A 22,933-nucleotide genomic window follows, 5' to 3' on the forward strand; every position below is an offset into this window, starting at 1 on the left:
CGGTACAGATAGCAAAAAATATAAGACTTTGTTCTTTGAAATCCGCATTCTTTTTGCTTCCTTCATACAAACAAAGTCTTTTTTATTACGTTTTATCTTATTTTATCGGAAACACTGCCTCTGCGCAAAACAAATCTCCTGTCTCATAATACTTTAACGCGCCACCTACCTTTTGCATCGTCCGTTTTACACTTTTGTGCCCAATCCCATGGCTGCTTGTATCTTTCTTCGTCGTATTCAAACTTGAATTTTCATTTAAAACAGATTTCTCTATTTTATTTTGAATCTCCAACCGAAGATATCCCATTTTTTCCTCTACAAAAATTATAATTTCTTTCTTCCCTGTAACTTTCCGCTCTGCTTCAATCGCATTATCCATGAGATTTCCAAACACAGTGCAAAACTCCAAATCATCAATTCCTTCCATTTTGCTCAGAATCGTACATTTCACATCTACTTTTTCACTTCTCGCAAGAGTAATTTTTGTATTAATCATAGAATCCACATAACTGTTTCCGGTCTGAATCAGTGTCTGCACATCTTCAATTTTCTGATTAATTTTTTCCCATACCTTTACCATTTCCGACTGCGGCATGGTCTCCATTGCCTCTTGCAGAGGTAAAAGATAATTTTTCAAATCATGTTTAAATTCTCGTAATTCTTCATTACTTCTCGTAATAATTTCCATACTTTCCTTTGAATATTTCTCTTTTTCTTTCATCAGTTCATATTCTAGCTTTGTTTGATTATCTTTGCTCATTTGCTGTACTACAAAGTACATAATCAAGCACATCAGCCAGATACAGGACACGCACAGCAGCATTAATTTCTGTTCCTGCATCTGGATTCCCGGAAAATCTCTGGACAAGGTAATCAATGTCTTTCCCGCAACGGTTGAAAATACAAGACTGCATCCTATAACAATCCACTGCCAATTCACCAGATTTTTTCTTTCAAAAAGAAGGCCGTTTAAAATTTTGCCCACAAAAAAATATAAGATTTTCGTCAAAAGAACAGTAGCAATTCTCGCGATATCCTGTTGTTGAATAAAAGATGCTACACTCTCTTGTAGAAGTAAACTGCATCCAAAAAGAACTGCTGTATTCACAAACGTCGTTAATTCCCTCGCAACTACTGCAGCAATGATTTTTCGAAGAATACTGCCCCGCGTACTCACTGCCAGATATCCAAACAGCCAGAGCAATGTAAGCCATAATTCCCATCGATCATAAATCGCCGGATACTTTTCCAGCGCCGGAAAAATCATTCCGACCAGCACCGCGAACAACCATAAAAATTTCCCCCGTTTTCCTTTCGGCCGCTGCTGCATGAAATCCATACAAAACCCCAGCAGAAGCATATTTTCCAAAACAGAAATCGTAAGTTCAAAAACCTTCCAAAATGTTGCACTCATTCCATCACCACTCCCATAATTTTCATTCGAACCTGATTCAGATAATTTCTGCTGACAGGAATGCTTTTCCCGTTCAATAGCAGAAGTTCTTTTTCGCGCAACCGATATACATAGTTCATGTTAACCAAATATCCTTTATGTGTCCTTACAAATTTATGCGCTTCCAGTTTTTTCTCCGCTTCTGACATTTTCATTCTTACACGAATCGCCTCGTCCCTCGTATCTTTTTCCCGATAAAAAAGCAGATAGTTCTTCTCGCTCTCCACAAACCAGATATCACGCAATGCAAGTTTTACACTCTGACGCCCTGTCTGCAGTTCTATTTGCGGAACTTTCTTTCCTGCCTTTTTCTGCAGTTCCAGCAACTGCGGCTCCAATTCCTCGTCCAGATGTGCCTTGCGGATAAAAAAGAATGGATGATACACCAATGACTGAAACACCAGATCATCCTTATTTGATACAAACACAATACAACATTCCCTGTTCCACTTTTTCAGATACGATGCAACCTCAAATCCATTCACTTCCGGCATATCAATATCAATAAAAAAAACAGAAATCTCATCAAGATTTTTGATTCCTTCCAGCATCTCCTTCGCAGATACGTAGCACTCCATTTTCACTGCAATCTTATGTTTCTGACATAAACCTCGAATTCTGATTTCCAGTTTATTTAAAAACACTTTATCATCATCACATAAAATTAAATTCATTATTTTCCCCCGTGCTTCTTATCGAAGATTCTACTTCTCAATAGCATACCAAATTTTTTCTTTTCTCTCAAGTAACCTGGGATAACATGAATGATCTGGGACAAACATCAGATCATTCTGCTCTGAGAGCTTTTTTGCCTGACGGGAAAATGTAACGAGATTTTCCCTCGAAAAAAAACAACACCTGAACCGTTTTGCCAACTCAGGTGTTGTTACAATAAATTTATATCGCCCGCAAAGGCTGTTACGCAACTATATCCTCAAACTGCGAATTGTAAAGGTTTGCATAGAACCCATTCTTCGCAAGCAGTTCTTCATGGTTGCCCTGCTCGATGATATCTCCGTCCTTCATGACAAGAATCAGATCCGCATCACGAATCGTGGACAGCCGATGGGCAATGACAAAGCTTGTTCTACCCTTCATCAGGTTATCCATTGCTTTCTGGATCTCGATCTCTGTTCTGGTATCAACGGATGAGGTCGCCTCATCGAGAATCAGGATCTTATTGTCTGCAAGAATTGCTCTTGCGATCGTCAGAAGCTGTTTCTGTCCCTGGGATACATTGCTTGCATCCTCATTCAGCTCCATCTGGTAGCCGCCCGGCAGGGTCTGAATGAAATGGTGTGCCCGCGCAGCCTTCGCCGCTGCAATAACCTCCTCATCCGTGGCATCGAGCCGGCCGTAGCGGATATTTTCCATGATACTGCCCTTGAACAGCCACGTATCCTGCAGCACCATACCAAAGGCATCGCGAAGCTCTCTGCGGTTGAAATCCCTGATATTGTGGTCATCCAGAAGAATGGCTCCGCTGTTTACATCATAATAACGCATCAGCAGCTTAACCATTGTCGTTTTTCCTGCTCCAGTCGGGCCGACAATGGCAATTTTCTGACCCGGTTTTACCTTCGCACAGAAATCATGGATGATGATCTGATCCGGATTGTATCCGAACTGTACATGGTCAAAGGTTACTGCTCCTGTTACCGTCTCAATGTCCGCCGGATTTTCCGTGGTCTGATCCTCTTCCTCTTCGTTCAGGAATTCAAAGACACGCTCGGATGCCGCCGACATCGACTGTACCATGTTGATCACCTGCGCAATCTGCTGGATTGGCTGGGTAAAGTTTTTCACATACTGGATAAATGCCTGGATATCACCGATCGTGATCACGTTTTTGATCGCCAGAAGTCCGCCGGTCAATGCCACGCAGGCGTAGCCTAAATTTCCGACAAACATCATAATCGGCTGCATCATACCGGATAAAAACTGGGATTTCCATGCGGAATCGTAAAGAATATTGTTGGTTTTTTCAAACTCTTCGATCGTATCCCTCTCGCGGTTGAATGCCTTGATGACGAGATGGCCGCCGTAAACCTCCTCAACCTGACCATTGATGTGGCCTAAATATTCCTGCTGGGCACGGAAGAATTTCTGGGATTTCTTCGTCACCAGTCCGATCAGCCCCATAGAAATTGGCAGGATCACAAGTGCGATCAGCGTCATCAGCGGAGAGATACTCAGCATCATGATCAGAACGCCGACCAGCGTTGCCACGGATGTGATGATTGTGGTAATGCTCTGGTTCAGTCCCTGACCCAGTGTGTCGACATCGTTGGTAATACGTGAGAGCACTTCGCCATAGGTGCGGCTCTCAAAATATTTCATCGGCATGCGGTTGATTTTCTCCGAGATTTCCTTCCGGAGACGATAGCATACCTTCTGGGTAACGCCGGTCATAATCCAGCCCTGGATGAAGCTGAACAGGGCGCTCATCAGATACAGGCCAAGTACAAACAGCAGAATCGTTCCGATTCTTGCAAAATCAATGCTTCCTGTGCCCCGGATCTTTTCCATCAGTCCCTCGGACAGTGCGGTCGTAGCTTTTCCGAGAATCTTTGGTCCGGCAACGTTGAACACCGTCGAGCATGCGGCACAGATCATAACGATAAAAATCGCAATTTTATATTTTCCGATGTACTGGGCGAGCTGTTTGATCGATTTTTTCAGATCTTTCGGCTTCTCGCCCGGCTGCATGCCGCGGCCCATCCGTCCCATCGGTCCTCTTTTGCGCGGCTGCTGGTTCATTTCATTACTCATGGTCAGCCACCTCACTTTCCTTCAGTCCAAGCTCTTTCTCTGACAGCTGAGATTTCGCAATCTCCTGGTAAACCTCGCAGCTTCTCAGCAATTCCTCATGCGTACCTTTTCCGACTACTTTTCCGTCATCGAGCACCAGAATCTGCTCCGCATGGAGAATCGTGCTGATCCGCTGTGCCACGATGATCACGGTGCTGTCTTTGACATTCTCCGCCAGTGCTTTTCGAAGCGCCGCATCCGTTTTCAGGTCAAGTGCAGAAAAACTGTCGTCGAAAATAAAGATTTTCGGGTCTTTTGCAATCGCACGCGCAATCGCCAGACGCTGTTTCTGTCCGCCGGATACGTTCGTTCCGCCCTGTGCAATCGCGGTTTCGTATTTGTCATCTTTTGCCTCGATAAACTCGGTTGCCTGCGCAATTGCGGCTGCCTTTTCGATCTCCGCATCCGTCGCATCGTCTTTTCCGAAGCGCAGGTTGGATGCGATCGTTCCCGAGAACAGCACACCTTTCTGCGGCACGAAACCGATCTCATCGCGCAGATCCTTCATCGTAATGTTTCGAATATCTTTTCCATCGAGCGTAATCTTTCCGCCCGTCACATCATAGAGACGTGGGATCAGGTTGACCAGCGTCGATTTACCGCAGCCGGTGCTTCCGATGATCGCTGTCGTCTTGCCAGGCTCGGCAACGAAGTCGATGTCATGCAGCACATCCTCCTCGGCGCCCGGATAACGGAAGTTGACGTGATCGAAGCGGACAACTCCGTTGTGAACCTCCAGCTGCTCCGGATTTTTGACATCCTGAATGGAGGATTCTGTCTGAATGACTTCATCGATACGGCCGGCGGCAACAGCGGCACGCGGCAGCATGATTGACATCATTGTCAGCATCAGGAAAGACATGACGATCATCATGGCGTAGGTAATAAATGCAGTCATTGCACCGACCTGCATCGTGCCGGCATCGATTTTATGTGCACCGACCCATACGATTCCGACGGTCAGCACGTTCATAATCATCATCATACCAGGCATCATAAAGGTCATGACGCGGTTGGTGAACAGGGTTGTTTTGGTCAGTTCCTTATTCGCACCGTCGAAGCGCTCTTCCTCTTTGTCCTCTCTTCCGAACGCACGGATGACAGAGAGTCCGGTCAGGATTTCACGCGATACGAGGTTGATGTTGTCGACCAGTTTCTGCATCAGCTTGAATTTCGGCATCGCAAGGGAGACAAGCAGCATCACGTAGCCGAGAATGACGATGATCGCAAGAACAATGATCCATTCCATACCGGCTCCCGTTTTCATGACTTTCAGCACACCGCCGATGCCAAGGATCGGTGCGTAGGCAACCATTCGCAGTACCATGACGGAGACCATCTGGATCTGCTGGATATCGTTCGTGCTTCGGGTAATCAGCGATGCGGTGGAGAACTGATCCATCTCCACATTGGAGAATCCGACAACCCGTTTGAATACTTTTTCGCGCAGATCGCGGCCGATTCCGGCGCCGACGCGGGAGGCAAACAGTCCGACGAGAACAGTTACCACACCCATCAGGAGTGCCATGCCGACCATCTTGAGGCCTGCGGTCAGAAGATACGTTTTCTGAATCTGGTCTAGATCGAGGCCCGCCGCTTTGTCTGCGGAAACTGCATACGCAATGCCCATCGATTTTACCAGGGAGCTTCCCATCGTATCAAGCGTTTTTTCCATGCTGTCGCGCATCGAGAGCACGGTGTCTTTATCCATCTGTCCGCTCTCGAGCATCGCTGCAAAGATTGGACGGACATCCACACAGGTGACTTTGACTTTGTTTCCATCGTCATCCTCTTTTTCCTGTTGGAAGCTCTTCAGCTCCACATGCATCATCTCGCCGATCTGCTCAATCGTCATGTTTTCAAACACCGACGCACCCTGACCGGTCTGCTGTGTCATGAGTTGTTTAAAGGTATCCTCCTCCATCGCACCCATCTGGTAATTCATCAGCAGTGCAACGGTCAGTGTATCGTCTGCTTCATCAAGTTCTTTTTCAGAAGCTTTGTTCCGTTCGTAATAGCCGTCCTTTTTCGTATAAAGGCTTTCCCACAAGTCTGCCTCATCATCCGTCATGATGAACTCGGCCGTCTGAAATTCTTCCTCTGTGATTCGTTTCGGTGTAACGTGCTCAACACCACTGTTCTGAATGCCCACATCAATAATATCGGATGTGTACGACGGGAGCGACAGGTCGCACCACGCCTGGACAAACAGAAGCACAAGAATCACGAGAATCGATTTCCAGTACGGGATCATGTTCTTGAAAATCTTACTCATTTTTTCCCCTTTCTGTCTTTTTTTGTGTACCAGCTTGCCGGCACACTAATTCTGTCGTTTTCGGGTGTCAATTTCTTTTTCTGCGATCTCATAGATACGATCCAGATAAGCAACCAGCTGATCTATATCCTCTTCCTTTAACTGTGACATCACAGAGCAGCCAAAGTCCTGCATTCTGTCCCGTACCTCTTCCCCTTTTTTCCAGCCCTTCTCTGTCAGACTGATATATGTATTCCTGCGGTCTTTTTTGTCAACGCTCCGCTCTACATATCCTTTTTCCTCCAGTCCGCGCAGTGTGCGCGACACAGCCGGCGGAAGTGTTTTGGTCTTCGCCGCCAGCTCTGAGCTTGTAATTTTTCCGTTTTCTCCCATTTGCAAAATCGCACCCATAACGGAAAATTCGGAACTGCTGAGTCCCGGAATCAAGTCTGATACGTTCAGTTTTTTAAACTGGTGCACCGCACGAAACAGTTTTTCAAATGCATCTTTCATGTTTTCCCCCTCCTTTTGCCGCAAATACTTAACAGTGTTATTTATTTACGCGTGTTAAATAATAACACCGGCAAATTTCTATGTCAAGAAATCTGCCGGTGTTTATGTTTTTTTTAGAATTTACGCCACTCAAATAGAATTTGACAAACGCTGCCATTTTGTTTAGATTAGAAGCAAATACGAAAGGACACCTTCATTCCCATGCCAGGTTTTATTTTACATCTCACCGCAGCCCAAATGCTGTTAAAGCACCTCCCGTCCCACCCGGATTTTCCATATCCGATTTCATCGGTAAATGATTTTCTAATCGGAAATCTTCTGCCGGATGCGACGCAGCAGAAAGAATCCTCCCATTTCCGCGATCCGCTTTACCGCGAAAAAATGATGGTATTCCCGGATCTTACACGGTTTACAGCGAAATACCGTTCACTTCTGCCAGATTCGAGCGCACTTGGATATTGTTTTCATCTTTATATTGACCGGAAATTTTTTAAGGATTTCATTCCGCAGATTGTGGAATTTTATAATGCGGATGGGGAAATTACAGATATGAGAGATGAGATTGCAACGGTTTATATCAAAAAATCGCGGACATCCATTCCTTTTTCCAGATATCTCACGGAGGAGTATTATTACGGGGACTATACACGAATGAATACATATCTTGTCGACTGCTATTGCATCCCGCTCGATCTCAATCCTAACGTCACGAACCCCGGAATCGCAGAAATTCAGTATGAGAACGTCCAACAGGTACTTGACCTCCTCCATCACTTCCTCTCCGTCCCGCCGGAAGCCGCGCAGGATCTGAAGGTCTTTCCGCTTGAAGAACTGCTTGCGGCACTGGAACAATATGTAGAAGAGTTTTTGGCTGTGCCGAATAAGTATATTTCATAATTCTCCATTCAAAAAGGAGCAGAACCCACACCGGACTCCGCTCCTTTTTCAAAATATAATTTTATCTCCCATCTATATTTCTCACAACTCCCGAAAACAGAATCGATCCGTCCTGCCCCGTGACAAGAAACAGGAATGGACGATCCAGTACGAAGTCGATTTCGTCGTCCGGTATTTCTGCTGCGGTTTCTGAAATGCCGAGTTCTGTATACGCTGCTCCGGTTACTCCGTTTTCGTCGATTTCAAGCGTGGCGGCATGATCTGCTTTGCTCAGGTATAAATTCTCTTTGTCCCCTGTTAATGGACTGAAATCTGCCAGATCCGTATCCAGCGCATCCGTTACACCTAGTGCGCGCACCGTTTCGATCAGGTCTGTTTTTTCCGATACTTTAAATTTAGGAACAGACAGGTTCACCATAGGGGAATACCAGTTATCACTGCTTTCATCCCGCCGTATAACCTTCATCAGATCCGGATCCGATACCAGTTCATTGACATCGGTATTTTCATCCGGAAGCAGGAAATACATGGAGCCGCTGTCCTGAAGGCTAAGGCTGACTGCACGGAAATGTTCGCCCTGGTAGACATCCATCCATTCCGTTTTTTTCATCATGTCCACAGTGGTATCTCCCGCAGCTCCGTGGAAGGTTTCCTTCTCTGTATCTACTTCCCAGAAATTTTCCCTCCACATCGCCTTATAATAGATGGTTGATACCAGTTCAAATACCGTTTCCGGGGCAATCGCCATGTCTTTTGTATATTCCTTCAAAAGTCCGCCGGTATTATCATCCGTCCACGTCCGCAGGGCCTGATTCATCTCTTCCGATCCGGGAGTCCCACGGAAGGTCGATGCATAATACTGTTCCGCCAGCCGCTGCAGCGTTGTGTCATTGTATGTTTCCTCACCATCCAGCCACAGCGAATTTGCCAACACACTTTTCAGCGCGGGCGTGTCTGCATAATTGCTTTTCCAGAGCGAAGAAATATTTTTCCGTAAGGTGTCCATATCCTGCGCACCAAGCATATCCAGAATCTGCTGCCGCGTATTTCCATCCGAAGTTTCCGCCAGCATCGCAAACGCGATATACAGATTGATCGGCGAGCAGACGGTATTTTCATTATCGGAAACCAGCATCTGTTCCATCAGTTTCTGATAATACGCATCCATTCCCGACTGCAGTTCCGCTGATTTTGTCGTCAGTTCCCTGTAGGAATTCCACCAGTCCCAGTGCGCATCACTTTCCATAAATTCCTGTGCATCCATCGTCTGCGCCACAGATGCCGGATAAGCTGCCATAACCGTCTTTAGCCCCGACGGGTAACGGACTGCCGAACTCTCCTGTCCATTTCTCCATGTCGTAACCCCCAGCACAGCTCCGCCGATGATCACCGCGCAGGCTGCCGCGGCCGTCCATTTTTTCCATGCAGCCCCTTGGGAACGCTGATAGTCCCGCGCCTTTTTCACCATAGCAGGATCCAGGTCACTCAGTGTTTCAAACAGTTCTTCTTTCTTCATACTTCGAACCCCCTTTCCGTCAAGTGTGTATGCAGTTTCCCACGGATCCGGTTCAGCGTAACTGAAACATAGTTTTCGCTTCTGCCCAGACGCCCCGCGATTTCGCTGATACTGTCCACATACCAGTACCGCAGGACAAACATGCATCGTTTCTCCTCCGGCAGCTTCTGCAGAAACTGATTGATCTCCGCGATCAGTTCTTTCATCTCCCACTGCCGCTCAATATTATCTTTCCCCGAAACGCATTCTTCCAACTCGTCCAACACCGCATCAACCTGACTTCCTCCGCGTTTTCCGCGATGCATTTTTCTATACAGATCAAACGAAAGATTTCTTGTTATCTTTCCAAGAAATGTCGATAACAGAGACGGCCGGTGCGGCGGCATGGCATTCCACGCATGAAGCCAGGTGTCATTGACGCATTCTTCTGCATCCGCCGGATTCTGCAGAATATTCTGTGCAATAGATGTACAGTATGCACCATATTTCATCGAGGATTCGCTGATCGCAGCTTCATCTCTGTCCCAATACAGCAGGACAATTCTTTCATCTTCCATATGGAACTTCCCCCTTTCATCTATCATCACGCTGTTCTGCAGAAAATCTTACACTTTTCGAAAAAAAATTCAGGTTCGAAAAAGGGCGCAGCCGAAGCCACGCCCTTCTATTCTTTTTTGTTTTCTTTATGCCAGAATCGGTTTTAAAGCCTCTGCGAGTTTTTCTTTCTCTGCTTCTGCCTCTGCCAGATCCTTACCAAGTGTTGTGTAGTATACTTTGATCTTCGGCTCTGTTCCGGACGGGCGGACGATAACGGTTTCACCGTTTGCCAGTTTGTAGATCAGAACGTTTGCGGATGGGAGTCCGGTCTCTTCTGGTTTCTCGTAATCGGTTACTTTGACAACAGTGGAACCTGCGATCTCGGTCAGCGGCTGTTTTCTGAGGCCATCCATGATGCCGGCCATCTTGTCCATTCCGCTCAGACCCGGGAATTCGAAGCTGTCTACTTTGTTCAGGTAACGGCCGTACTCAGCATAGATCTCTTCCAGTCTCTGTTTCAGAGAGCTTCCGATGCTTCTGTAGTAAGCTGCCATCTCGCAGATCAGCATGGAGCCGATGACTGCGTCTTTATCTCTTACATACGGGCCAGCCAGGTATCCGTAGCTCTCCTCGAATCCGAAGATGAAGCGGTCTACTTCGCCGTCTGCCTCAAGGTTTGCAATCTGATCGCCGATCCATTTGAATCCGGTCAGAACGCTGCGGAGTTCCACGCCGTAGTGCTCTGCAACAGCATCTGCCAGCGGTGTGGATACGATGGATTTGACAGCAACCGGTTTCTCCGGCATGGTGCCTTTCTCGATGCGGCCTGCGCAGATGTAGTCGAGAAGCAGAACGCCGACTTCATTTCCGGTTACCAGCTCATAACTTCCATCCGGGCATTTCATGGCGATACCAACGCGGTCTGCATCCGGGTCGGTTGCCAGCATCAGGTCTGCGCCGGTCTCTTTTGCAAGATCCAGGCCTTTTTCCAGTGCAGCAAAGATTTCCGGGTTCGGATAGCTGCAGGTGGTGAAGTATCCGTTCGGATACTCCTGCTCCGGAACGATGGTGATATCAGTGATGCCGATGTCTTTTAATACACGGGTAACCGGTACAAGACCAGATCCGTTCAGCGGGCTGTAAACGAGTTTCAGTCCAGCGGTCTTGCAGAGGCCTGAACGAACCTGACGGGATTCGATGGCTTCGTACAGTGCATTCTTGCAGTCATCGCCGACGAAACGGATCAGTCCCTCTTCTACTCCCTGTGCAAACGGCATATATTTTACGCCGGTCAGGATATCGGTTTTCTGAATCTCTGCGTATACGATTGCTGCAGCATCATCGGTCATCTGGCATCCGTCCGGGCCGTAGGCTTTGTAGCCGTTGTATTTTGCCGGGTTGTGGGATGCAGTTACCATGATACCTGCATTGCAGTTATAGTAACGGGTTGCAAAGGAAAGTGCCGGTACCGGCATCAGTGCATCGTAAATTCTGACTTTGATTCCGTTTGCAGCCAGAACGCCTGCTGCTGTTTTTGCGAAAACATCGCTCTTGATACGGCTGTCATAGCTGATGGCTACGGTCTGGTTTCCGCCCTGTGTTTTTACCCAGTTTGCAAGGCCCTGTGTTGCCTGACGCACTACATAGATATTCATACGGTTTGTTCCTGCGCCAAGTACACCACGAAGTCCTGCGGTTCCGAATTTCAGAGATACAGCAAAACGGTCCTTGATCTCCTCATCGTTTCCTTCAATCCGTGCCAGCTCCGGGTTCAGATCTGCGTCTTCCAGATCAGCTGCCAGCCATCTCTTATACTCTTCCAGATACATATCTTTTTTTCTCCTGTTCTATTCTTTATTTGTAACTATTCAGCGCCATGCGAAAGAGAAGAAAATCGTGAATCATGCTTGCATGAATGCGCGGTTTTCTGGAATTTCATATGGCGAGAAGCAACATCGAGATGCAGCGCAAGCGGAATCGAGATGGGGTTCTGAATAGTTACCTTTCTTTTATGTCTCACTCTTATGTCCCCATGTAGCGCCACATAAATGTATGTATAGTCATAATATACCATAACTGTCCCAAAACAGCAATTATTTTTGGTAATTTAAGCAAAATTTTACCGATTCTTTTTCTCTTTTTTCGACTCTATCCGCCGTTTTCAGACAGAATTAGCTAAAACTCTTTTCGTCCAGCCATATCTTTTTGTCATTCGAATATAAAATTCCCGCTGCAAGTTATCCTTGCATTTTTCCATAATGATAATATTATTGTTCCAACTAATTTCTCGCACCAGTGGTGCGAGTTTCTATCCTTCCGACAACTTTCCATTCCGACAAGCTCTGGTAATTATGATATCGCTTAGTGGGTTACAAAAGCAGAAATCTGCACGTCTCGCGAAAACGCAAATTTCTGCTTTTGTTATGGTATTTATATTAGTTTTTATTCCTCTCCCGGTCTGTGATTGTAGTCAAATCCGCATTTCTCCAAAAACGCCCGCGCAATCACGGTTGCACCGATCTGGTTCGGGTGAATCCGATCCCATGCAATGTAGGAAGAATGACGGTATTGGAAGTAATCATTAAAAACAGCCTGCAGATCGATAAAACAGCAGCCATATTTTTCGGCCAGCTCACGGCAGATTGCCCCATACGTATCCATACGTTTTCTCATCCAGTCCTCTGCATTTGGCTCCATATAATATGGGGTCATGAGAAAAACACCTTTTACGTTATCTTTTACGGAGAGAATCATCTGTTCGACGTTAGAACGGTACTCCTCCGGAGATACCTGGACATCCGGCATAGCCGGGCTGTCGAACTGTCTCCAGACATCGTTGATACCGATGCAAATAGAAACCCAGTCCGGGTTCAGGGAAACAACGTCGCGGTCAAACCGCTGCAGCAGATCGCGGCTTGTGTTTCCACTGATACCGGAGTTTGTCACACGAATGTATACCTCCGGGTAAAATGCAGACAGCATGTTCTCAACAATTCTGACGTAGCTCTTTCCGACATTTTCAAATAAACCTTCCCCCACCGGCTGTGCACTCTCCATATCCGTTACGGAATCCCCTGCAAATACAATCCGGTCCATGTGTTTAAAAATCATTTTTTTGCCTCCCATAAATTTAGAAAAACCATCTGAACCCATTATAGTCTTACAGTTTCGACCGTGCAAGGCAAATTTTGTGTAAAAAAATCCGGCCGCGAAACACTGTTTTTCAGTGCCCCGCAGCCGGGAATTTCATTTTCTTTTCTTACTCAATTCCATCCATATACGCATTGTAAATCGCCGGATCAATATTCTCTTTGATCGACTCATACACGCTCTGGGATGCCTCGCGGATGTCAGCTCTTGTCTGGTCATCGAGTGTCAGAATCTTCGTTCCGCTCTCCTCGATTTTCGCGATCTTGTCGACAATACGGGCATCGGACTGCTCTCTTGCGTACTCGGTCGCAATCTTTGCAGCCTCAGTCATAATCTCCTGCTCGTCCTCCGACAGATCCTTGAAGAAATCGTCGTTGACAATCAGGGAAATCAGATGCGGCAGATGGTTCGTTTCCACTACGTAATCCTGCTGCTCATACAGGTTATTCGAAACGATAACCTCATACGGGTTCTCCTGCGCATCAATCGTATGCTGCTGCAGGCCGATATAAACCTCACTGAAGCTCATCGGCGTCGGGTTGGCACCGATGGCTTTCCAGAATGCCAGATGGTAGCTGTTCTCCATGGTACGGATCTTCTGGCCTTTGAAATCCGAAAAGCTGTAAACCGGCTTATTCGTACTCATGACACGAAATCCCTGATCCGCCATGCCGAGCAGGTGATAGCCGCCCTCTGTGTAAACATTGCTGATCAGATCGTAAAACTCCGGATTATCAATCTTCTCACGGCATTCATCGAGAGAATCAAACACACACGGCAGATCAAACACGGCAAGATCCCCCATAAAGGAAACCTGCGGTGCCGTATTCTGTACGACAAACGGAATATCGCCGTCGGCACACGTTTCCAGCAGATCGCGGTCGCCGCCGAGCGTTGAGTTTGCGTAAACCTGAATTTTCATTTTACCGTCGCTCAGCTCCGAAATCTCTTCCGCGAACTTCTCGGCAAAAATCTGTGTTACCGTGTCCTCCGGGCTCGCCGTTGCCAGCGGCCAGGAATAGCGCTGTGTCGTCTCTCCCTCGGAAGAGCCGCAGCCGGCAAGCGATGCGCCAAGCGCAACGACAACAGCAAGTACCGTCGCTGTTCGGAAAAGCTTTTTATTTTTTGTCATCTTTTTCATTGTCCTTCGCTCCTCCTTATAAAATTCCAATCGAAATCGCCGGAATAAACGTAATCAGCAGCAGTGCCACAAGAAAGAAACCGATCATCGGCATAGCCTTCTTTGCGATCTGCATGACCGGAACCTCGGTCAGGGAGCTTGCCACGAACAGGTTGACGCCGATCGGCGGTGTTACGAAGCCGATCGCCAGGTTGACAACCATGATCACACCAAACTGAATCGGATCCATACCGATTGCCTGTACGATCGGCAGCAGGATCGGGGTCAGAATCAGGATTGCCGGTGTGGTATCCATCACCATTCCGACAATCAGCAGGAATACATTGATGATCAGAAGGATCGCAACCGGGCTGTGGAAGTTGTTCAGAATGAATTCGCTGACCGTCTGCGGTACCTGCATCAGCGTCAGCACACGGGAAAATGCCGTCGATGCCGCCAGGATGAACAGGATCGGGGTGAAGGTACGAATCGCCTCAACCAGAATGGACCAGATGTCGCGGATGTGGATACTCCTGTACACAAAAAGGCTGATAATCAGTGCATAGAATACGGAGATAACAGCCGCCTCGGTCGGGGAAGCAACGCCGCTGTAGATACAGCCGAGGATAATCACCGGGCTGAGTAATGCAAAAAAGCTCTCTCTTAAAACGCGAAGCAAACCTTTGTCATGCAACGTTTTGACTTCTGCATGAATCTTCTCTTTGTCCTCCCCATACCGTTTGCAGTGATAAACGGCATAAATCATCAGCAGCAGACCGATCATCAGACCCGGTACAATTCCGGCAAGAAACAGATCGCTGACCGAAGCGCCGGAAGCCATACCGTACATGATGAACGGAATACTTGGCGGAATGATAACGCCAAGACCGCCGGCAACTGCCACAATCGCAGTGGAGAATGTCAGATCATAACCAAGCGTGGTCAGAATCGGGATCGTCATACTTCCGACCGCGGCAACGGTCGCCGGAGCGGAACCGGAGATCGCACCATAGAAGAGGCAGGTGACGATAACCGCACACGGCATACCCGCAGTAAATTTTCCAAGGAAATAGGCAAAGACGTCAAACAGCTTCTTGGAGATTCCTCCCTTTGCCATGATGATACCGGAGAGAACGAACATCGGAACTGCCAGCAGGGGGAAGGAATCGAGTCCTCCGAACATGGCACGGATCAGATATTTGGCTCCTACCGTAAAAGACGGGTCAAACACCGACGGAAGCACAGATGTGATTCCAAGGGTAATCGATACCGGAACAGCGATGACCAGCAATGCAACAAAAATCAGAAATAATACTACGACCGGCATTAGCGTTCCTCCTCATTCGAATTTTTAATCGTATGGATGCGGTTGTCGATACCCGCGTTCAGAGCATTTTCTGTGGTGTTATCTGCTCCGGCATTTGCCTCGATGAAGGATTCCGGCGTATTTCGCTCCGGATGGGCTGGGTCGAAAACGTTCTCACCGCGTGCCACACGGAACTCGATCATCCACCGTTGCAGAACGCGGAATGCAACCAGCACAAAGGAGACAAGCGGTGCTGCCTGGATAAAATACATCGGGATTTTGCAGGCTGGGGAAAGCTGGCCGCTTTTAACTGACGACATCATATAAGAAAAAGCAAACGGAATCATATAGATGAAAAAAATCAGTTCAAATGTATGATTCACAATTTTGAAGATGGCTTTTCCTCTCCGCGGAAAAATCGCAACAAACTGCTCGATCTTGATGGAAAGGCATTTTTTGCTGCAGTAGCTGACGCTTAAAAAACCGCACCAGATAAAAATATATCTGGTCAGCTCTTCCGACCACGACAGCGACATGCCAAGAACGTAGCGGCAGAAAACCTGAATTCCCATGATCAGCGTCATGGCGATCAGACCGATCACAAGAAGAAATTCTTCCAAGTTTTCATCCAGCCAGTGAAATACTCTCTTCATAAAAGGCATACCTCCGTTAAATTTATAACAGAACAATAATACAAAAGGGACATCGGCATCAACAGCAAAGCTAAAAATACCGGTGTCCCCTAAAGAAAAAACGGTTACATGGCTTTGTGAAGCAGATCCAGAACGGTGCTCAGATCATTCACACCCATCTGACCCGGTGCGGATGCTTTCTTTGCCGCGCCGAAGGTCATGGAAGAGCCAAACACCTCACCGCAAAGACGGCTGATCACGCCGGTGCCTGCCATCGACATGGTGATGATCGGTCTGTCCGCATAATTGGTGGTCATTTCCTCTGTTGCCGCAAGCAGGGTCAGAACGTCTTTCTTATTCTGCGGCATAACAGCGATCTTCGGAATATCTGCGTTCATATCCTGCATTTTGCGCAGTCTGTAGATGATGTCTGCTTTTGCAGGAGTTTTGAAGAAATCATGGTTGGAAGCAACAACCTTTACGCCTGCAGCGTGTGCGCCGTCGATGATTTTCTTTACGATCTCATCTCCGGTGAAGATCTCAACGTCGATCAGATCAACGTATCCGGTCTGTGCTGCCTTGATGTTCAGCTCAGCGTATGCTTCCGGCTCGATAGCTTTCTCGCCGCCCTCTTTGGAGGTACGAAACGTCATCAGAATCGGAATATTGCCGAGTGCTGCACGAAGGTCTTTTAATGCATCTTCTACCTGTGCGAAGTCGAATACGCCTTCAAACCAGTCTACACGCCACTCTACAACGTCAACCGGAATCGAATGGAAGGTTTTTGCTTCTTCGATGATATCGTTTTTAGTAACTCCTACGATCGGAACGATGATCTTCGGTGCACCGGCACCGATTTCAATATCACGAACTTTTACTGTATTCATGTGTTTTTCCTTCTTTCTTCAATATTAACCCTGACTTTTCTTTTGCAGGCTTTTCTTTTTCACGCCCGGATTACTTGGCTCTTCGTACTCCGCAATCCTTAATCTCATTTTAGTTGTCCTGCTGTGCAAGTTCAACCATTTTTTTATAGCGAATGTTTACAAACAGTCCAAGTGCAACGCCAACTGCGGTCAGAACGATGTTCATGGTCATAACGCCGGACGGCTGCATTTTAGATGCTGCGGTCAGGATGGTGTAGTTGCAAAGAGAAGATGCAATCATAACCAATGCGGTTACGGTTCCTTTGATTTTCGGGAACAGCATATTGCAAACGGAAGTTGCGATCTGAAGCAGTCCGCCTGCGCCTGCCCATCCGATAATGAAAGCACCGGCAATCATCAGCGGTTTGCTCTGTCCCATCAGGACAGCAATCATAGTTACAAGGCAAATGGCCGGGTAAACAACGATGAAACGAACATCTTTGATTTTTCTGGTCAGGAACGCTGTTACGATCAGTGCCAGCATGGTTCCTGCAGAATAATAGGTCTGCATGATGGACGGATCAGCCCAGCCTACATTCTCTTTTGCAAAGTTCTGTGCACAGTTCAGCCACAGCTGGAAGGTACCGGTGCAGGTGAATCCGATCAGGATCATGGCGATGGATTCGAAGGAGAAATGTGTATGTTTCAGACTGTCGATCAGGCCCTCTTTTTTGCCGGATGCTTTCTGGTCAGCGTCTGGCAGCGGGAACAGGAATACCAGTACAAAAAGTACGATATAAGCAATTCCGCATCCGTAGAATAACGGATTGTAGGAGGTAAGGCCTGCTGCTGTAGAAGTAACAGCTACACCAAGAACAAATGGAAGCAGCATCTGAGCGATTGCGATGAAGAATTTGATTCCCATGGTAGCAACGCCAGGAGCTTTGTAAATAATCTCGGATACTGCCGGGTAAATACCGGTATCCAGGAAGGAGTTTGCGATACCGCCGATGATGGCGCATACGTAAGCGATGGTGTAACCGCCGTGTGTTCCTGCATTAAATGCAAGAGCAAGGCCGATCAGGTAAATTGCATAGGAAGCACTTCCGATTGCAGTGGAAATGCGGCGTCCGAGTTTGTCGGACAGAGGACCTGCAAATGGCAGTGCGATCAGACGGCCAAGACCGAGTGCTGCGGAAATTGCGGTAATTGCCATTGCTTCCACTCCCCAAGCTGCTGCCAGAGCCTCTTTGATGACTGCCTGGCCCAGGATGGAGCATCCAACACCGTGGATAAAGTAGTTCAAGTACAGAATTAATGCACTTGGCAGGTATTTCTTGTTCATGGTTTCTCTCCTTTTTAAATAGATTATGTTGAGGTCAAATTGTCTTTTTCCTCTGTTCGGTTCATCCTTTTGTTTTGTCACAAACAACAGATTACCAGTTTCGTGAATGTTAAAAAAATAACATTTGCCTTTATTTTAACAGTGAAAACGTGTACGGTCTAATGCTTTTAAAGGAAAAAACCAATGCATTGAATGCATTGATGTGGTATACTTGAGTTATCATAATAAGAGGAAGCAAAGACTTTCTTACGGAATCATTTTTTCAGGAGGAAAAACCACATGACACTGAATCAGATTCTCTATTTCCGAAAGGTTGCCCGGCTGGAAAATTATCACCAGGCAGCGGAGGAACTTTATATTTCCCAGCCATCCCTGAGCCGTTCCATGGCTGCCCTTGAAAGTGAGCTTGGGATCACACTGTTTGAAAAGAAAGGGCGCGGTGTTGTCCTTACCAATGCCGGCCGCCTTTTTCTGGAGCATGCAGACCGGATCGCAGGCGACTGTGACATTGCGGCAGGCAAGATGAAAGAGCTCGCCTCCGGTGGCGGCAAAATCAACATCGGTTATATTTTTCCACTTGCCGGACATTATATTCCGCACAACGTCCGTACCTTTCTGGACCAAGAAGAAAACAAAAATGTTGCATTTAGCTTCTGGCAGAACCATACCCCGGCCATTGCACAGAAGGTGAAATCCGGCGAACTCGATCTTGGGTTTGGCGGCTTTTTAAAGCGCGACGACATGGAGTTTTTTCCGTTGATCCAGCAGCCGCTTGTCATCGTGTCCCCGGAACAGCATCCGATTGCCGATGAACCGGAGGTTCCGCTTGTAAAGCTTACCCGTTATCCGGTGATCGGCTACGACCGCGCATCCTGGATGGGGGCCTACACCGGTCATCTCTACCGCAAATATCAGCTTCATCCGAATATTATCATGGAATGCCCGGATGAATATTCGATTGTGGCACTGGTACGCGAAAACTTCGGCATCGCGCTCATGCCGCGAACCGATATTCTGGAACAGGCAGACGGTATCCGCATCCACACACTGAAAGGTCTCGAGATTTATCATCAGACTTTTATGTTCTGGATGAAGAACCGCTACCGGCTTCCGGCTGTCGAACGGTTTACCGAATACATGAAACAGCACGCTGACATTATCGAAGAGTCCAGAAACGATAGCGAAAACGTATCAAAAGTTTATCTGAAAGATATTGTTAATTTTTAGTCGAAAGAGTTATGATGGATTTGTCACAAACAGAGGATTACCGCTCATGTAATGAATAAGGAGAAATTTTCATGAAGAGTGCTTACCCAAAAATTTTCGAGCCAATTACCATCAAACGAACAACGATTAAAAACCGTATTGCAATGACCCCGATGGGAACCAACTACGGTGAGACAAGCGGTGAAATGAGTAACCGTCATATGAACTACTACTCTCTCCGCGCAAAAGGCGGCGTTGGTCTTATTATTCTGGAGAACGCCAACATCGAGTACCCGGTCGGTTCCAACGGAACCAGCCAGATCCGTATCGACCACGACAGCTTTATGCCGCGCTACTATCAGTTAGTCGAAAACCTTCATAAAAACGGTGCTACCGTAGCGATCCAGATCAACCACGCCGGAGCTTCCGCATCTTCCGCAAGAACCGGTATGGAAACCGTTTCTTCTTCCAACATCCCGACAAAAGCCGGCGGAGAAACCCCTCGCCCGATGACAAAAGAAGAAATCATGACAACCGTGAAAAAATACGGCGAAGCTGCAAAACGTGTGCAGGCCATCGGCTTTGATGCCATTGAAATCCACTGCGGCCACTCCTACCTGATGAGCCAGTTTATCTCCCCGTATTACAATAAAAGAACCGATGAATTCGGTGGTTCTGTAGAAAACCGCCTGCGCTTCCCGCGCATGGTCCTCGAAGAAGTACGTAAAAACGTCGGACCGTGGTTCCCGATCATCGTTCGTATCTCTGCCGAGGAGCGTGTTCCGGGCGGAAACACACTGGAAGATACCCTGGAATACCTGGAGTACCTGGATGAGTTCGTAGATATGTACGACGTATCCTGCGGTCTCAACCCATCCCTGCAGTATCAGATCGATTCCAACTTCCTGCCGGATGGATGGCGTTCCTACATGGCAAGAGCCGTAAAAGACAAATTCAAAAAACCGGTCATCAACGCTGGTAACTACCGTGACCCGAAGGTCGTTGAAAAAGTTCTCGAAAGCGGCGATGTGGATATCGTCGGCATGGGACGCGGCCTGATCGCTGAGCCGAACTGGGTGAAAAAAGTTGAAAACGGCGAGGAAGATCTTCTTCGGAAATGTATCTCCTGTAACGTTGGATGTGCTGGAAACCGTATCGGCGTCAACCGCCCGATCCGCTGTACCGTAAACCCGGCTGTTCCGGAAGGCGATATTTACAAAGCACTGAAAGTAAACAAAAACTGCAACGTTGTTGTTGTCGGCGCCGGTACTGCCGGTATGGAAGCAGCCTGCACCGCAGCAGAAGTCGGATGCAACGTTTTCGTACTTGAGAAAAACGATCACATCGGCGGTCTTTCCACTTTCATCTCCGATCTTCCAAGCAAGACCCGTATGAAAGATTTCCCGAAATACCTTGAGGCAAGAGCCGCCAGACTGAAAAACCTGTATATTTTCCTCAACACCGAAGCTACGGTGGATAAGATCAAACAGTTCAAACCGGACATCATTGTAAACTCCACCGGTTCCGTTCCGCTTGTTCCGCCGATCAAAGGCCTGAAAGAGAACATCGATGCCGGAAACGTAAATACCATCTTTGGTATGATCAACAATGTAAACGCCGGAAAATATCCGGAAGAAGCCTGTCAGGGCAAGAAAGTCGTTGTAGTCGGCGGCGGTTCCGTAGGACTTGACGTTATTGAATACTTTGCACCGAGAGGCGCCGAGTGTACCATCATCGATATGCTGCCGCAAATCGGTATGCTTGCAGACCCGATCACCAAATGCTCCATGCGTGAGACACACGACAAATACGGCGTAAAAGAGTATGTCAACACCGCTCTTCAGGAAGTAAAAGAAAATGCATTCACCGTAAAACTTTCGGACGGAACCATCCAGGATCTTGAGTTCGATTACGGATTCAACTGCCTTGGAATGCGCTCCAACAACCCGATTCTTCCGGAGCTTCAGGAAGCATTCGCCGATACCCATACTTATATTTATACCATCGGCGATTCCGTACGCGCACGCCGCATCATGGAAGGTACCATGGAAGGCCGTGCGATCCTGAATGTACTGGAGTCCCAGGGATACCTGCATCTGGAGCCGCTTGAGTAATCCCCAGCATCGCTTTCTTACCCAGCGAAATAACAAGTGTTTCACTGCATAAGGGGACGATAACGATTCCACTACTTTAAGCAGCCCGACAAAAACTGTATATCATCTGCTACGCTGTTTCTTTTTCAAATGACAAGATACCAGGGTCAAAAGGTCAAAAAACCTTTTGACTCCAACATCAATGACAACAGCGCAGCATAAAAAAAGAAAAGAGGAAAATATCATGCCAAATATTACAGGACATACCGAATTAGTTGGATTAATGGCTTACCCGATCCGTCACACCCAGTCTCCGACAACCCACAACCTTGCATACGACAAAAACGGAGATGATGTCATTCAGCTTGCTTTCGAAGTTGATAACGATTCTTTAAAAGATGCTGTGCAGAGTATCCGCGCGCTGAAAATGCTCGGTTCCAATATTTCCATGCCAAACAAAACTGTTGTCCACAAATATCTGGACGAAGTAGATGAAGCAGCTAAGTTATGCGGCGCTATCAATACCGTAGTCAACCTCCGCGACGAAAACGGTCAGGTAACCGGAAAACTGAAAGGCTACAATACCGATGGTATGGGATACTGGCAGGCACTGACCGAAGAGGGCATCGATTTCAAGGGAATGAAGATGGTCCTGATCGGAACCGGCGGTGCTGCTACTGCAATTGCAGTGCGCGGTGCTCTGGATGGAGTTGCAGAAATTGAAATCTTCAACATCAAAGACAAATTCTACAGCCGTGGAGAGGAAATTGTTGATCTGATCAATAAGAACACCAACTGCAAGGCTACCATGAACGATCTGGCAGACAAAGACCTCCTGAAAGAAAAAATGCACGCAGCTGACCTGTTCTGCGATGCTACCGGCGTAGGAATGCATCCACTCGAAGACCTTTCCAACATTCCTGATCCTTCCTTCTTTAAAAAAGATCTCATCGTAACGGATACCGTTTACGCTCCGCGCGAAACCGTTATGATGAAACAGGCAAAAGAAGCAGGATGTGAGAAAGTATTCAACGGCATGGGCATGATGCTGTTCCAGGCACTCATCGCAATCAAGCTGTACACCGGAAAAGATACTCCGGTTGACTACATGAAAGAGAAACTTGGAATCTGATTTCCGGGCGAATCTTTTCCATCTTAAACCTTAATCAAAAACCAACACGAAAAGAGGAAATGAACTTTGCGTCATTTCCTCTTTTTTTCTTGCTTTCTTTCG

Annotated in this window: 19 protein-coding genes; 4 read left to right on the plus strand and 15 right to left on the minus strand. The window is 47.2% G+C overall.

The window, feature by feature from the left end:
* Positions 1-97 precede the first annotated feature (97 nt).
* The 5 genes from I2G42_RS07340 to I2G42_RS07360 form a co-directional block, all read right to left on the minus strand.
* Positions 98-1,279 (minus strand): GHKL domain-containing protein, encoded by a 1,182-nt coding sequence (locus I2G42_RS07340; protein WP_330611288.1) that lies wholly within the window; start codon positions 1,277-1,279, stop codon positions 98-100.
* A gap of 131 nt (positions 1,280-1,410) precedes the next feature.
* On the minus strand, positions 1,411-2,127 hold the full coding sequence (locus I2G42_RS07345; protein ID WP_022461302.1) for a LytR/AlgR family response regulator transcription factor: 717 nt from the start codon (positions 2,125-2,127) through the stop codon (positions 1,411-1,413).
* Positions 2,128-2,371: 244 nt separating this feature from the next.
* Positions 2,372-4,225, minus strand: a complete 1,854-nt coding sequence (locus I2G42_RS07350; RefSeq protein ID WP_055226288.1) for an ABC transporter ATP-binding protein — start codon at positions 4,223-4,225, stop codon at positions 2,372-2,374.
* Positions 4,218-6,539 (minus strand): ABC transporter ATP-binding protein, encoded by a 2,322-nt coding sequence (locus I2G42_RS07355; RefSeq protein ID WP_195530907.1) that lies wholly within the window; start codon positions 6,537-6,539, stop codon positions 4,218-4,220. The genes I2G42_RS07350 and I2G42_RS07355 overlap by 8 nt, the downstream gene beginning before the upstream one ends.
* Before the next feature lie 45 nt (positions 6,540-6,584).
* Entirely contained in the window at positions 6,585-7,031 is a 447-nt protein-coding gene (locus I2G42_RS07360) for a MarR family winged helix-turn-helix transcriptional regulator (protein ID WP_022461451.1), read from the minus strand.
* Positions 7,032-7,232: 201 nt separating this feature from the next.
* Here I2G42_RS07360 and I2G42_RS07365 point away from each other — a divergent pair, with 201 nt between their 5' ends.
* Positions 7,233-7,928, plus strand: a complete 696-nt coding sequence (locus I2G42_RS07365) for a hypothetical protein (protein WP_055226285.1) — start codon at positions 7,233-7,235, stop codon at positions 7,926-7,928.
* 61 nt (positions 7,929-7,989) lie between these two features.
* Here I2G42_RS07365 and I2G42_RS07370 read toward each other — a convergent pair whose 3' ends face one another.
* From I2G42_RS07370 to I2G42_RS07415, 10 genes are all read right to left on the minus strand, one after another.
* Positions 7,990-9,444 (minus strand): serpin family protein, encoded by a 1,455-nt coding sequence (locus I2G42_RS07370; protein WP_055226284.1) that lies wholly within the window; start codon positions 9,442-9,444, stop codon positions 7,990-7,992.
* The gene (locus tag I2G42_RS07375) at positions 9,441-10,001 is read right to left on the minus strand and encodes an RNA polymerase sigma factor (protein WP_055226283.1); all 561 of its coding nucleotides are present in this window, start codon (positions 9,999-10,001) and stop codon (positions 9,441-9,443) included. The genes I2G42_RS07370 and I2G42_RS07375 overlap by 4 nt, the downstream gene beginning before the upstream one ends.
* A 126-nt stretch (positions 10,002-10,127) precedes the next feature.
* Positions 10,128-11,810, minus strand: a complete 1,683-nt coding sequence (locus tag I2G42_RS07380) for a phospho-sugar mutase (protein ID WP_055226282.1) — start codon at positions 11,808-11,810, stop codon at positions 10,128-10,130.
* A gap of 332 nt (positions 11,811-12,142) precedes the next feature.
* Complete coding sequence (locus tag I2G42_RS16810) at positions 12,143-12,274, minus strand: DUF1016 N-terminal domain-containing protein (RefSeq protein ID WP_278311623.1); 132 nt, start codon at positions 12,272-12,274, stop codon at positions 12,143-12,145.
* Positions 12,275-12,423: 149 nt separating this feature from the next.
* Complete coding sequence (locus I2G42_RS07390; RefSeq protein ID WP_055218948.1) at positions 12,424-13,092, minus strand: SGNH/GDSL hydrolase family protein; 669 nt, start codon at positions 13,090-13,092, stop codon at positions 12,424-12,426.
* 148 nt (positions 13,093-13,240) lie between these two features.
* The gene (locus I2G42_RS07395; RefSeq protein ID WP_055226281.1) at positions 13,241-14,272 is read right to left on the minus strand and encodes a TRAP transporter substrate-binding protein; all 1,032 of its coding nucleotides are present in this window, start codon (positions 14,270-14,272) and stop codon (positions 13,241-13,243) included.
* A 16-nt stretch (positions 14,273-14,288) separates the two neighbouring features.
* Positions 14,289-15,578 carry a TRAP transporter large permease gene (locus I2G42_RS07400; protein ID WP_055226279.1) on the minus strand — a complete coding sequence of 430 codons (1,290 nt, stop codon included), beginning with the start codon at positions 15,576-15,578 and terminating at the stop codon, positions 14,289-14,291.
* A complete protein-coding gene (locus tag I2G42_RS07405) occupies positions 15,578-16,210 on the minus strand; it encodes a TRAP transporter small permease (RefSeq protein ID WP_055226277.1) in 633 nt (210 codons plus the stop codon). The genes I2G42_RS07400 and I2G42_RS07405 overlap by 1 nt, the downstream gene beginning before the upstream one ends.
* Positions 16,211-16,314: 104 nt before the next feature.
* Positions 16,315-17,076 carry a type I 3-dehydroquinate dehydratase gene (gene aroD, locus I2G42_RS07410; protein WP_055226275.1) on the minus strand — a complete coding sequence of 254 codons (762 nt, stop codon included), beginning with the start codon at positions 17,074-17,076 and terminating at the stop codon, positions 16,315-16,317.
* 109 nt (positions 17,077-17,185) lie between these two features.
* The gene (locus I2G42_RS07415) at positions 17,186-18,400 is read right to left on the minus strand and encodes an MFS transporter (protein WP_055226273.1); all 1,215 of its coding nucleotides are present in this window, start codon (positions 18,398-18,400) and stop codon (positions 17,186-17,188) included.
* A 279-nt stretch (positions 18,401-18,679) separates the two neighbouring features.
* On the opposite strand from I2G42_RS07415, the gene I2G42_RS07420 reads away from it, so the two are divergent.
* The 3 genes from I2G42_RS07420 to I2G42_RS07430 all read left to right on the plus strand — a co-directional run bounded on the left by I2G42_RS07420 (position 18,680) and on the right by I2G42_RS07430 (position 22,831).
* Complete coding sequence (locus tag I2G42_RS07420) at positions 18,680-19,627, plus strand: LysR family transcriptional regulator (protein ID WP_055218958.1); 948 nt, start codon at positions 18,680-18,682, stop codon at positions 19,625-19,627.
* 71 nt (positions 19,628-19,698) lie between these two features.
* Complete coding sequence (locus I2G42_RS07425) at positions 19,699-21,720, plus strand: oxidoreductase (protein WP_055226272.1); 2,022 nt, start codon at positions 19,699-19,701, stop codon at positions 21,718-21,720.
* Positions 21,721-21,940: 220 nt separating this feature from the next.
* Complete coding sequence (locus tag I2G42_RS07430) at positions 21,941-22,831, plus strand: quinate/shikimate dehydrogenase (protein ID WP_334291836.1); 891 nt, start codon at positions 21,941-21,943, stop codon at positions 22,829-22,831.
* The last annotated feature ends 102 nt before the right edge of the window (positions 22,832-22,933 follow it).

It is taken from the genome of Fusicatenibacter saccharivorans (assembly GCF_015557635.1).
GTDB lineage: Bacteria > Bacillota > Clostridia > Lachnospirales > Lachnospiraceae > Fusicatenibacter > Fusicatenibacter saccharivorans.

Coding starts and splice junctions, on each gene's coding strand:
- I2G42_RS07375 (WP_055226283.1), bottom strand. CDS start 10,001: ATGGAAGATGAAAGAATTGTCCTGCTGTATTGGGACAGAGATGAAGCT.
- I2G42_RS07400 (WP_055226279.1), bottom strand. CDS start 15,578: ATGCCGGTCGTAGTATTATTTCTGATTTTTGTTGCATTGCTGGTCATC.
- I2G42_RS07395 (WP_055226281.1), bottom strand. CDS start 14,272: ATGAAAAAGATGACAAAAAATAAAAAGCTTTTCCGAACAGCGACGGTA.
- I2G42_RS07380 (WP_055226282.1), bottom strand. CDS start 11,810: ATGTATCTGGAAGAGTATAAGAGATGGCTGGCAGCTGATCTGGAAGAC.
- I2G42_RS07360 (WP_022461451.1), bottom strand. CDS start 7,031: ATGAAAGATGCATTTGAAAAACTGTTTCGTGCGGTGCACCAGTTTAAA.
- I2G42_RS07350 (WP_055226288.1), bottom strand. CDS start 4,225: ATGAGTAATGAAATGAACCAGCAGCCGCGCAAAAGAGGACCGATGGGA.
- I2G42_RS07425 (WP_055226272.1), top strand. CDS start 19,699: ATGAAGAGTGCTTACCCAAAAATTTTCGAGCCAATTACCATCAAACGA.
- I2G42_RS07390 (WP_055218948.1), bottom strand. CDS start 13,092: ATGATTTTTAAACACATGGACCGGATTGTATTTGCAGGGGATTCCGTA.
- I2G42_RS07405 (WP_055226277.1), bottom strand. CDS start 16,210: ATGAAGAGAGTATTTCACTGGCTGGATGAAAACTTGGAAGAATTTCTT.
- I2G42_RS07370 (WP_055226284.1), bottom strand. CDS start 9,444: ATGAAGAAAGAAGAACTGTTTGAAACACTGAGTGACCTGGATCCTGCT.
- aroD (WP_055226275.1), bottom strand. CDS start 17,076: ATGAATACAGTAAAAGTTCGTGATATTGAAATCGGTGCCGGTGCACCG.
- I2G42_RS07420 (WP_055218958.1), top strand. CDS start 18,680: ATGACACTGAATCAGATTCTCTATTTCCGAAAGGTTGCCCGGCTGGAA.
- I2G42_RS07355 (WP_195530907.1), bottom strand. CDS start 6,539: ATGAGTAAGATTTTCAAGAACATGATCCCGTACTGGAAATCGATTCTC.
- I2G42_RS07365 (WP_055226285.1), top strand. CDS start 7,233: ATGCCAGGTTTTATTTTACATCTCACCGCAGCCCAAATGCTGTTAAAG.
- I2G42_RS07345 (WP_022461302.1), bottom strand. CDS start 2,127: ATGAATTTAATTTTATGTGATGATGATAAAGTGTTTTTAAATAAACTG.
- I2G42_RS07415 (WP_055226273.1), bottom strand. CDS start 18,400: ATGAACAAGAAATACCTGCCAAGTGCATTAATTCTGTACTTGAACTAC.